The 12,566-nt window shown below is 29.7% G+C and carries 10 protein-coding genes; 1 reads left to right on the top strand and 9 read right to left on the bottom strand.

Annotation, left to right across the window (positions count from 1 at the left end; genetic code table 11):
- Positions 1–181 precede the first annotated feature (181 nt).
- The 7 genes from EHE19_RS08940 to EHE19_RS08910 form a co-directional block, all read right to left on the bottom strand.
- Positions 182–820, bottom strand: a complete 639-nt coding sequence (locus EHE19_RS08940) for a phosphatase PAP2 family protein (RefSeq protein ID WP_137696265.1) — start codon at positions 818–820, stop codon at positions 182–184.
- A gap of 289 nt (positions 821–1,109) precedes the next feature.
- Positions 1,110–1,652 (bottom strand): rubrerythrin, encoded by a 543-nt coding sequence (gene rbr / locus EHE19_RS08935; RefSeq protein ID WP_137696266.1) that lies wholly within the window; start codon positions 1,650–1,652, stop codon positions 1,110–1,112.
- A gap of 249 nt (positions 1,653–1,901) precedes the next feature.
- Positions 1,902–3,422 (bottom strand): GH39 family glycosyl hydrolase, encoded by a 1,521-nt coding sequence (locus EHE19_RS08930; protein WP_137696267.1) that lies wholly within the window; start codon positions 3,420–3,422, stop codon positions 1,902–1,904.
- A gap of 493 nt (positions 3,423–3,915) precedes the next feature.
- Positions 3,916–5,286: an AAA family ATPase gene (locus tag EHE19_RS08925; protein ID WP_137696268.1), complete on the bottom strand. Its 1,371-nt coding sequence runs from the start codon at positions 5,284–5,286 to the stop codon at positions 3,916–3,918.
- Positions 5,287–5,577: 291 nt separating this feature from the next.
- Positions 5,578–6,765: a P-loop NTPase gene (locus EHE19_RS08920; protein WP_137696269.1), complete on the bottom strand. Its 1,188-nt coding sequence runs from the start codon at positions 6,763–6,765 to the stop codon at positions 5,578–5,580.
- 493 nt (positions 6,766–7,258) lie between these two features.
- Positions 7,259–9,004, bottom strand: coding sequence for a putative bifunctional diguanylate cyclase/phosphodiesterase (locus EHE19_RS08915; RefSeq protein WP_137696270.1), 1,746 nt, complete (start codon positions 9,002–9,004; stop codon positions 7,259–7,261).
- 1,266 nt (positions 9,005–10,270) lie between these two features.
- Complete coding sequence (locus tag EHE19_RS08910; protein ID WP_190530508.1) at positions 10,271–10,762, bottom strand: hypothetical protein; 492 nt, start codon at positions 10,760–10,762, stop codon at positions 10,271–10,273.
- 119 nt (positions 10,763–10,881) lie between these two features.
- Here EHE19_RS08910 and EHE19_RS08905 point away from each other — a divergent pair, with 119 nt between their 5' ends.
- A complete protein-coding gene (locus EHE19_RS08905) occupies positions 10,882–11,235 on the top strand; it encodes a DMT family protein (protein WP_137696272.1) in 354 nt (117 codons plus the stop codon).
- A 7-nt stretch (positions 11,236–11,242) separates the two neighbouring features.
- Here the strand turns inward: EHE19_RS08905 and ybaK are convergent, their stop codons facing one another.
- Positions 11,243–11,719: a Cys-tRNA(Pro) deacylase gene (gene ybaK, locus EHE19_RS08900; protein ID WP_137696273.1), complete on the bottom strand. Its 477-nt coding sequence runs from the start codon at positions 11,717–11,719 to the stop codon at positions 11,243–11,245.
- 67 nt (positions 11,720–11,786) lie between these two features.
- Positions 11,787–12,485 (bottom strand): DUF1287 domain-containing protein, encoded by a 699-nt coding sequence (locus EHE19_RS08895; protein ID WP_137696274.1) that lies wholly within the window; start codon positions 12,483–12,485, stop codon positions 11,787–11,789.
- Between the last annotated feature and the right edge of the window lie 81 nt (positions 12,486–12,566).

Below are 12,566 nucleotides of genomic sequence, written 5' to 3'. Positions count from 1 at the left end.
TAGTAAAAACATTAAGGGCCTTAAGTATATTCCATCCTTTGGACCCATAATAAACCTATTATATTTACATTTATATCATTTTATATAATTCTATTATTTATATACAATTTCCTCTATATCAAAAATAAATCGTTTTAATTGATACAGACTATATAAAATCAATTTATTCAAGGCTATTCTTTTATGCTTTGTTTTGGCACTTATATTTCTTATATTTCAAATCAATAACAATACTAAAAGCACCTATCCATGCAATACCAAGACTATATCCGCCTAAAACATCACTTGCATAATGCACCCCCAAATAAATTCTACTAAATCCGATAAGTAGAATTAGTAATAAAAATAATGAAATTATGATGTACTTCCATTTAGATTTGCAATTTCTAAGGCATAAAAAAATAAGCAAGCCATAAAAGCTCATAGAAATCATTGAATGCCCGCTAGGAAAGCTATATCCTTTAATTTCAATAAGCCTTAAAATATCTGGTCTACTTCTTTGAATAATATTTTTAATGCCTTCATTTAGCATTGCTGATAGCATGATATTAATAATAATCATTGAAATATTAAATGAATACTTTTTATTTATAAGTATAGAAATAAGGAGAATTCCCGATAAATATTTTAATAATTTAGATGAGCCAAAGAAAGTAATAAGCTTAACAATCTCTGTTAATTCTGGCGATATAATTTTTGATATCTCATCATACACGTAGCTGTCAAATTTATCAGTATTTTGAGTTAATACCATAATCATAATAAAAATAAATATTGCAAAAGGTAATCCTATTGTAAGTAAATATCTTAATGTTTTCAAAAAAACCTCCAATTAGCGTTTTTAACGTTAACTTTCTGATACCTATTAAATGGCTATATATTGTTTCTTAGTAAATTTAACCTTAATATATTATATAATAATTTTAAAACTAATATTATCAATAAAAAAGAAATCAATCCTTCTAGAATTTTTGTTTACAGTTCTACTCTACTATTGAAATAGAACAATAAAAAAAAGAATCCAATAGCCGCGTGTAAAAATTTCGGATTGGACTCTTCTTTATTAATTTATACTATATTAATTTATACTATCAATCTAAAAATCAATTTTAATAATTCTTTGCCTGTAGTTGGAAATATGCTTGTGGATGAGCACAAACAGGACAGATATTAGGTGCACTTTGTCCGATATGAATATGTCCGCAGTTTGCACACTGCCAAATAACCTTTTCACCTTTAATAAATACTGTGTTTCCTTCAACATTCTTTAACAATGCGAGGTATCTTTCTTCATGTTCCTTTTCAATTTTAGCAACACCTTCAAAAAGACGAGCTATATCATTAAATCCCTCTTCCTTTGCTTCTTTAGCAAATTTTGCATACATGTCAGTCCACTCGTAGTTTTCGCCTTCTGCTGCATCCTTAAGGTTTGTAGCAGTATCTGCAATGCCGCCGTCATGCAAAAGCTTGAACCAAATTTTTGCATGTTCCTTTTCATTGTGTGCAGTTTCTGTGAATATTGCAGCTATTTGTTCATAACCTTCCTTTTTTGCCTTTGATGCATAGTATGAATATTTGTTATGAGCCATAGACTCACCTGCAAATGCTGCTTTTAAATTTGCTTCTGTTCTTGAACCTTTTAAATTACTCAATTTATCATTCCTCCTATTATAATAATTAGTATTTAATAAATTCAGTTACCTTGAAGTCTTATTCTTCAAACTAGTTTGTATTATTATCATTTAGCGAGTTCTTTATGCTATTTATTGTATAAAGAACACTATAGACTTAAATTAACTGACTTTAAATAAATATACCACAAATTTATTAATAAAAAACAAAACAATTTGAAAACTTTTTATTACATATTTTTATTTAGAAAAAAGGCTAAATGCTATAAATTATAGTTCTCCTTTTAAAGTTCTTTCGTAAGAATATCCCCTATCGGTCTTTCTTTCTACTCTGTTTAACTCAAAATAAATAACTGCATTTGGGTTTAGAGTTACTTTAATTTCTGTTATAGAATTAACTGGTACAATACTTTCTGATTTTATCAACGGTACTGCGTGTTCTTTTAATATAGCCGTCTGTTCAGCAGACAAATTAGCTGGTTCTCCCATATCATGCCAGAGTTTTAGAGGATTGCAGCACTCTTCATCAACCGTTTTGGTAATTAAACAATATTCGTTATATTTTACTGGTAATTGCAACAAAAGCTCCATTATTTCACCGTTATACTTAAAATCAATATTCCACAAAACACCGCGATAGTTCTCATTTGGCAATTGCATAATAATTGCCTCCTCAGAACGATGTACGCATTTTCCCTGAAGTTTTTTGTAGAAGGCAAATGTCCAGAAGGTAGGCTTTGGAATACAGTTATTAGCTACCATTCCAAAACCGCCGTGAAACGGAGTGAAAGGCACCCCTTTTTCCTCAAAAACATCGCTAAAGGTCCAATAACTATATGATACATGTTTATCTCCTAAACGTGATAAAACTGCTGCTATATAAGCTGCATTCAGATTGGTATCATGGATTGTGCAATTAGGTAAATATGAAGTGCTGTATTCTGTTATATGTATATCAATTCCCTTGAATTCAGGAAAGCTTTCAATTATTGCTTTTGTTTTATCTAACGGCTCAAGCCAAAAATCAATATCACAAAGCTTTACATATGAATAGCGCCCCACTTTATCAGGAGGATGCGGTATATAATTATGTCTTGATACAAAATCCAAAGGAAGCTTCTTATCACGAACAAATTCTAGAAATGCTCTCATCCAAATCTCATCCAACTGACCACTAATTGCAGGCCCGCCAACAATAAAATCTGGATCTACTTCCTTTATAGCAAGTGCAGTATGCTCATATAATTTGAAATAAGACTGCATATCGGCATCCTTCCAAAAATCCTCTTGATTGGGTTCATTCCACACCTCAATAGGCCATTTCAGTACCTCTTCCCTTCCATAGTGTTCAAGGAGATGTCTCAAAGTTGCCTGCACCATGTCTGTCCATTCCTTGTGGTTTTTTGGAGGTGTAATATTTGCCTTCCATTCAAATGTAGTAGTTTCTCCAGAAGAAGCCATGTGCTCCGGCATAAAAGTCAATTCTAAGAATGGTCGTATTCCAAGGCTTAGATAACTGTCAATAACCCTGTCTAAATAGGTGAAATTATACTCAACAGCATCTCTGCCCAATTCATCCTTATAGGTATGAACAATGGACATATCAGAAAAGAACAAGCCATGTCCACGAATATATTTAAAGCCTATTGCCTCCTGTACCATCTTTAATTGTTCATAATATTCCTTGTGCAGCGCCAAAAACATTCGTCCTGTTCCAACACAAAAATCCATACCATTGTGAAAAGGTATCTCATTTTCCTGATTAACCAGAATTCTCTTTTCTTTACTCATTCTAACCTCCTATTCCACATTTGGGAACTTAAATTTAATAAAACATTTATAATAACCTCTGCTTAGCAGAGGATAATGCCTTTTGACAAATCACTTACACACTACCAAAAAGCAATTGTGATTAAAATAGAAAAATTGCTAACTTCATTAAAGCCCATTTTAAGGATATTCGACATATATTATTAATTTCCTCTAGTATGTACCATTAACAGTTCAAACAATTATTTAGCGGTAAAATCTAACTTAACTTGCAGATATAAAATTATTACTTTTATAGGTACGCGAGTACAATTTAGATAGATAAGTTATTCAGTTAAAGATATTTGTTTAAATTTTTAAACAAAAAGGACAAAACTCTGCCTATTAACAGAATTCGTCCCATAATAAAACAATTTTAATATGTCATGTATCAATTGCTTTTGCTGCAGTTCATCAACCACAAGTAAATCATTTAAAATATGACAAAAGCATAATTGTTAGAAATTATTTAATCCTACTTTCTTTTAAGGCTAATCACCTTTTGCTCATCAGTTTCAAGGCTGCCTTTCAAAAAAGAATCCTTTGTCCAGCTAGCTACTTTTTCAAACTCATTCATATTTAATTTCCTAATCTTGTTATCTCCGCTATAATCCTTTTCTGTCAGGTATATAGCAATTTGATCGTTTGCTAATATACCATCATCCATTAATTTAATTAATCTGCGAATCATATGTTCACTATGTGTTTCAATTAAGAAACTCTCATTATTATTTTTAATTGTTTCAACAAACAAATCAGCTAAGCAATCCTGTGCTGAAGGATGTAAATATAGTTCCGGCTGTTCTACCACTGTAAAATTAGGGGTTCTACTAATTCTTGAACATTCTTTATTATTTTTAATTATAAATGTTTGTACTAAAATAGGTATCAGCTGAGACAAGCCCTGACCCATATCAACTATATTATTTCTTGCATTAGTCTTTAAATCGCGAATCATTATTTTAAATAATTGACCCTCTAAGTCCTCAATATCAAGAGAAAAGTTCATGTAAGTGGACAACCAATCTGATACCTTATTGATTATACTTTTACCATGCCTGTAATCCTGCCCCAATATTACTGAGGTATACTCTCCACATTTTCCCACAGAATCAACTACGCTATCTGTATACCTATAGTACCTCTCAGGCGTCTTTCTTAATGAGTCTATATAAAAAATCTTGTTAGCTAACATACTAAAATAATTTTGAAGAGTATTGCATATCTGAGATGCCAATTCCAAATTACTATTATATTTTGGGTTATTCACTTTTTCAGTGTTGGACGTATCTAGCATACATCTAATATCTGGAATGAATTTATCAAAAAAGTATTCATTTGGATCAATTAAATGTTCCTCATACCCATTAATATTAAATATTAGATTGCTTGTATAGTCATTTGAGGTAAACTCCACAATAGGTTCCTCTCTTGAGGTTAAACTCAGAACAAATTCGTTTACCACAAGTTTTCCATCCTTATGAGCTATACTTGTCTTTAAAATCATATCAGAGTCCATAAATTTATCAAATTGATCCTGCACAATTAATGGTCTAAGGCTAGACCTTCTAAATTCATTATAGCTAAATACGACTTCAAACTCTATTGCTTCCCCCTTTCTATGATTATAAACAACATCTTCATAATTACCATAATCAATGGAACTTCCATAAAACAGCACAGGCACTGACGTGGCATCAATAAATGTTTGCTTCAAAACTAATGGGAACCTAGAAATGCTGCTTTTCCCAGAGCCATTTTCACCTACAAAAACTGTTATAGGCTTAATCTCAATTTCACCAGTATCTATAAAGCCTTTAATGTTTTTTAGCCTAAAACTTTTCATATTGATGTTCTCCTTTTAAGTGTACTAATTTTAAAGTATTAATAACTCGACATTATAACTATAATTGTGAGTTCTTTTAACCTATTAACACTCCCATTATATTCCCACTCAGACAATTCGACATAAATGTTCTATTTCCTTCTATTAGTGGTATATAATTATAGTTATATTATTACATAATAAACAAAAAAAAGTAAGCTTTGTATTTAAAACAAAGCTCACTTTTTATATTTTTTTTAGTATCATAATTTTTGGGGATAACTTATCAAAATTCAAATTATTTTTACAATATTATTTTGATGCTAAAGTACCTTCAAGATAGGCACTTATAGCTTGATCTATATCTCCACTCACTCCAGATATAACTTCTATATTATTTTTAATTAGATTTTTCTTTGCACTGTCACCTATTCCATCAATAATTACGGCCTTAACACCTTTAACCGAAAGAAAAGTAGGAAGTAATCCATGTAAGTTTCCCGCTGTAGATACTTCAGATTTTTTCTTTATAATATTATTCTCAATATCAAAAAATGTAAAATTTTCACACTTCACAAATTGTGAAGCTATATTGTTTCCATCTGTTGGAATGGCAACTCTTAATGTTCTTATTACCTTTCCAACGCCTAATTTCTTTTCAATTGTTGAAACAGCATTTGACAGATAGTTATTGTTAATCTTCTCTGCCTCTCCCTTATCACATAATTCTGCAACAAGAGGGTCTATAGGAATCTTTCCAAGTACAGTTATACCTAATTCTTCTGCTATTTCATCTATCTTACTTTCACCAAAAATTTTAATGTTCTTACCGCAATCTGGACATTTGAGATAACTCATATTTTCAACAATGCCTAAAATAGGTATATTCATTGCTTTAGCCATATTATATGCCTTTTTAACTATCATTGAAACAAGGTCTTGAGGTGAAGTAACAATTATTATACCATCTAAAGGTATAGACTGAAAAACTGTCAAAGGTACATCTCCAGTCCCAGGAGGCATATCTAAGAATAAATAATCAATATCACCCCATATAACATCAGTCCAGAACTGTTTGACAACTCCAGCAATTACAGGTCCTCGCCATATTATTGGAGATTCATCTTTATCAAGTAAAAGATTTACTGACATAACACGTATTCCATTATTTGACTTTTGAGGATACATTCCCTCTTCATTTCCTTTTACTTTATCATTTATGCCCAAAACTTTAGGAATAGAAGGACCTGTTATATCAGCATCTAATATACCAATATTGTATCCCTTTTTTCTCATCATAACTGCTAAAGAAGATGTTACTAATGATTTACCTACTCCACCCTTTCCACTAACAACACCAATTACTCTTTTTATGGAATTAAGCTCGTGGGTTTTTTCAATAAAACTATTTTCTTCTCTTCCGCAGCCTGTGGAACATGAACCTTCGCAACTCTCACTTTCACAATTTGAATTTCCACAGTTGCATACTTCATCGCTCATTCTATCACCTCGTTTTTTTATATTACACTTATGCATTTTATTTGCCTATCAATTATTAATACTCATATTTAAAAGTTTCCTTATATTTATAATTTTAAACATTAGCTGCTATATTACTTAAACTTTATACATAAAATTTAATTAGTTCGGTGAAATTGCGTATGCAAACTTTTCATACAACTAATTTATACAATTATTTATAACCCAAACTTTCAAATGAAAAGCAGATCTATACTTTAGATTATCAAAGGCCTTTTATGCAGCAAACTTATTATATAAATATTTACATTTAATTTGATAATGTTGCCAAAACTGATATTATTCAGTTTCAATCAGTATATCCAACTGTGAAGTTTGAGTAATTAGTTTATTTAGAATTATTATCTACATAAACAAATAATTATATTTCTTATATTGCAAAATAATATTCAATTTATTTTTAAACAAGTTTTAACAGTTAATTCCTAATTTATAGATAAAGCATAGAAATAATCTATGCTCCTCTTTGTATGGACTTTATTTTCAACCCTGGTGCTTTAACCAATTTTGCTATTTCGCTTTTTGGTAATGGCCTTGAGAAAAGATATCCCTGCATCTTATCACAATTATACTTCTTTAAATAGTCTAATTGTCCTTGAACTTCTACCCCTTCAGCAATAACAGACAATCCCATTGACTTACCCATTGAAATAATATGTCTTGTAATAGTTTTATTTTCAGTCTCAAAGGAAACATTATCTATAAAACACTTGTCAATCTTTAATGTATGTATAGGCAGCTGCCTCAAATAATTCAGTGATGAATAACCCTTACCAAAATCATCAAGTGCGATTCGTATTCCTATATCACTAAGCATCTGCAACTTTTTATAAACATTTTCAAATGACTCAATTAAAATTGTTTCCGTTAATTCTAATTCAAGACACATTGGAGCAATATTATAATATTTAAGAATTTTTATTACCTTATCAGTAAAATCTTCCTGTAAAATCTGAATAGGCGAAATATTAACTGACATTGTCATATTTTGATTTCCGCTTTTATGTAATTGACTTAAGAATTCACATGCTTGAATTAATACCCATTCACCTAGAGGAATTATTAAATGAGTATCTTCTGCAACCTTTATAAAATCCATTGGAGATACATTCCCTAATTCTGGGCTTTTCCATCTTATCAATGCTTCAAGACCAGTTATACTATTATTATTTAAATCTAACTGCGGTTGATAGTATAATTCAAATTCTCGTTTTTCCATTGCTATATACAAATATTTTTCTAAGTTCATCCTTTCACTAAAAGCTACATTCATACTGTCGTGATAAATTTCATATCTGTTCTTTCCACTCTCTTTGGAGGTATACATAGCAATATCTGCAGCTTTCATCAGTTTACTTATACTCTCTCCATGTTCGGGATACACTGCTAATCCAATACTAAGACTAATATGTATATTGCAGCTTTTTATTACAAACTCTTTTCTAAAGCTATTTAAAATATTTGTAATTAAGCTTTCTGCTTCTTTTTCATTTAATGCTTGCAGAATAACAAATTCATCTCCGCCTAATCTATAAAGAATACCTTTGTTATTCATATTTAATAATAATCTTTCACTTGCTTTCTTTATTAATTCGTCTCCAAAATCATGTCCCATTGTATCATTTATATATTTGAAATTATCCAAATCAATAAGTATTAGTGCTGCTTTTTTTGCAGGCAAATCTGAAAATAGCTGAGAAGCATTTTCATAAAGCGCTTGTCTATTAGGCAGCCCAGTCAATACATCATGAAGAGCAAGGTGAGTATATCTTTCCTCGCTCTCCTTTAGATTTTCTTGAATCACTTTAACTTCATTCCGTTTGAGATTAATTTCATTATATACTTCTTGCAGTTTACTATTCATACTAGCTAGTTCAGCGTTTACAATTAAAAGCTGTTCTTTTATAATTTTTGTTTTCTTTCTATACACTATAGCTGCAATAATCACAATTAGAATGGATGCAAAAATAAATATGCTAATAGTTTGTTCCTTATTTGCAGTAAAAAAAGACATTTCATTTTGATCAGTCTCAAATGGTGCCATAGTAAACAATGAAATTCTATTCAAGGAACTATTTTTGTCTGATACACGAGCGTTTTCCTGATTATTAATATAGCTACCAAATAAATACATCATGGTAACTAAAATAGCTACTGTAAAAGCTGCTATAAGTACCTTTGAAAAAATTTTTACTCTCATATCTGCTTACCTCATGTTTCTATAATAGTCCAATCAATAGTAAAACTCGAACACATTTCATCACACACTTGATGCTGTCATCTTTCGATTTTTGCTAATTGAATCCGTTAATTAAGTTAGTTTATAAGCTTATCCGTCCCACCCTTATTGTAGTTATGTTAATTTTTTTGCATATTGAATTGGTTAATTACAGTTAGTTTCTGGCGTTTATCCATATCACTCTTGATGTCGTTATGTTTGATTTTTAGCAAGTTGAATCGGTTAATTACAGCTAGTTTCTGGAGTTATCTGTCCCCAACTATTGATGATCTTATCTTTTGTTTTTGCTATTTAAATCCGCTAATTAAGTTAGTTTTTAGTGCTTATTCGTTCCTCTCTTGATGATTTTATCTTTCGTTCTTTTGCTATTTAAATTCGTTAATTAAGTTTATTTTTTAGAGTTTTGCTATACCCACTATTGATATTTTTATCTTTTGTTTTTGCTATTTTAAATTCGTTAATTAAGTTTGTTTTTTGAGTTTTTCTGCACCAACTATTAATGATGTTTTTATCTTTTGTTTTTATTATTTAAATAGGTTTAATAAGTTTTTTTCTAGAACTTATTCGTCCACACTATTGATGTCGTATCTTTTGTTTTTTGCTATTTAAATTCGTTAATTAAGCTTGTTTTTAGAGTTTTTCTGTACTCACTATTAATGATGTTTTATCTTTTGTTCTTTACTAATTAAATATATTAATTTCAACTAGTCTCTAAAGCTTATCCAACTTTTGATAATACTATCCTTATTATTAGGTATTAGATTTCTTTAAATACAATTAGTATAATGTCAATCTTATCTCTATCGACTTTTCTCATTAGTATAGGTATTAATTGCGTCTATTATAAAAAATATATAAATAGCTAATTAATTCATATCATTGATTTATCTATACTAATATTATACCATATTCGACTTTTTATCAATATCTTTTCGACATTTTATATATGTTTTTGACACAATATTTAATACATTTTCGACAAATACATTATTTGGTATATTTTTATATAATCTTCTAAGCACTTAAAAATATATATGTTAAATAAATAATTAGAAAATTGAAAAAAATAATTGCATTAATTAGTGATGATACATAAATCATTACTAATTGATGCAATTATTGATAGAAAAAATATTAAGTTTGCTTGCCCAAATAGGCTTTTTGATAAAATTTATTTTAATTTTTATAAAGTTAAATTTTTATTAAGTTAAAATAATATATTGAAAATTAATTCTGAACTTCCAACCCATGGGCTTTTGCAAGAGCATTCAGTTCTTTTATGAATAAAGCATATTCGGAATTAGCTTCTGTAATTATTTTACTGCCAGCAGATACAGTTTCATTGTTGCTATTTTTAAGTCCGTCAAGTATTATAGCTAATCCATTTTTTTGCTTTGTCATAGCTGATATATACTTATTGTGAAGATTTCTTACCTCTTGTGTTGCAGGAACTATTTTCTTAGCCTCTGCAATTAAATTATCTGAACTAGGAAGCACTTCCTCCTGTATTTTAGTAATCACAGTTTGGATATCAGAATCTTCAGAGTTACTAATATCATTCAATAAGGTTAAATATGTGTTTTGGATTTTTGATACAGCTTGCATTTGATTATTCATATAATATGTTAAATCATCTGCTACAGGATCTGATGCGCAGCCAGTAAGTAACGTTAAAAAGACACTGACTATTGTAATAGCACTTTTAATTTTGCATGTCATCATCATTTTCCTCCGTTGCTGTAATTTTATTGCATATTTTACTTGAAAAACTCTAATATTGGCTTATAATGATATTTGTGCTTTTTTTATAATATAGTTTTTATAGTGAGGTATTACATATGCATTCAATTGTGAAATTTTGGCCCTTTTTACTACTAGTTGTATCTAATGTTTTTATGACTTTTGCATGGTATGGCAATTTAAAATTTAAAAATGCTTCAACCCCTTTATTTATAATTATACTTATAAGTTGGGGTATCGCTTTCTTCGAATATTGCTTTATGATACCAGCAAATAGGATAGCATCAAAAAATTTTGATACTGCTCAGCTAAAAATAATTCAAGAAGCCATTACTCTTGTAGTTTTTGGTGTTTTTTCTGTTTTATACTTAAAGGAAAGCTTTAAGCTTAATTATTTATTATCATTTTTTTGCATACTAGGTGCTGTATTTTTCGCCTTTAAGAAATTTTGATATTTTGCTATTCAGCAATATCAGCAACTTCAGCTTTTATGAAGTCTATCAAGGTCTGGGGAGGCAGTTCTAACTGAAAACCAATCTTACCTGCACTAAATATGATTGTTTCAATATTTTCACATGAACTGTCTATTACAGTCTTGTAATCCTTTTTCATACCAATTGGAGAGCATCCTCCTCTGATATATCCTGTTACCTTGTTAATTTCATCCATCCTAATCATTTCAATTGATTTTTCTCCAACTGCCCTAGCTGCAGCTTTTAAATTTAACTCTTTGCTTACAGGTATTACAAAAACAAAAAAAGCTTTGCTAGCCCCTCTGGTAACTAATGTTTTATACACTCTTTCAACTGGTTGTCCAATTTTTGAAGCTACAGATACACCATCTATCGCACCATCTTTATTATCATATGTATATGTATTGTACTTTATATGTGCACTATCTAATATCCTCATTACATTTGTTTTTACTGTTGCCATATGGCTCATTCCTCCTTAGAAACATATCTTGTCAATTTCTCTAAATTATAACACAAAATATTGCTATCTACTCTAATAAATTTTCAGGAATAGGAAAACGGTAATGCCCAACTATTCGTTTGTCTTTACTCCATTTTTGTAATAAATCTTCTTCCATTGGATAAGTACTTGAATTATGTATAATATATGGTACTCCATTTTTCTTTCTTTTATCAGATATTATAGCTACATGATCACTATTTCTTATAACTACAATATCTCCAGCTTGCCATTGGTATAAATTTTTAATATTATATGGCTTAACTTCTGTTGTCAAGCTGACAGCATACTTTTCAAAAAAAACATGTTGATTTTTAACACGTCTAAAGTCAATATTGGGATCAGGAATTACCACTCCGTTAATATAATCTTTAGTATTTTCTAAAATATCTTTATCCATATTTGACTTTAGATCATAGCCTGCATTCTTAAGTGCTCTCCAAATAACATCAGTACAAACCCCTTCTGTTTTAGGGGGGTATCCTCCTTCATAATAATTGCTTTTATACTTTGTTTTATTTAATATCTCTAATCTGGCTCCCTGTACAATATCATCCATATCAGAAATTCCGTCATTGTCCATATCACCTTCACAAATAATTTTATCAATTACCACTTCTCTTTTTACAAAGAAAAAAGCGTCATGAAAAACAATATAATTGTAACATAAAAATGCTGCTACACATATTGTTAATGCAATTGACGCTATTAATAATTTATTATTCATCCAATCACTCCAACTGCCTTTTAACAGCTAAAATGCCAAATCTATAAACTAAAAAATTTCCTTGTTTTATTATTATATTTA

The organism is Ruminiclostridium herbifermentans, assembly GCF_005473905.2.
GTDB lineage: Bacteria > Bacillota > Clostridia > Acetivibrionales > DSM-1351 > Ruminiclostridium > Ruminiclostridium herbifermentans.
Note: the sequence above shows the minus strand (reverse complement) of the source record. Positions and strands in the feature narration are given on the sequence as shown.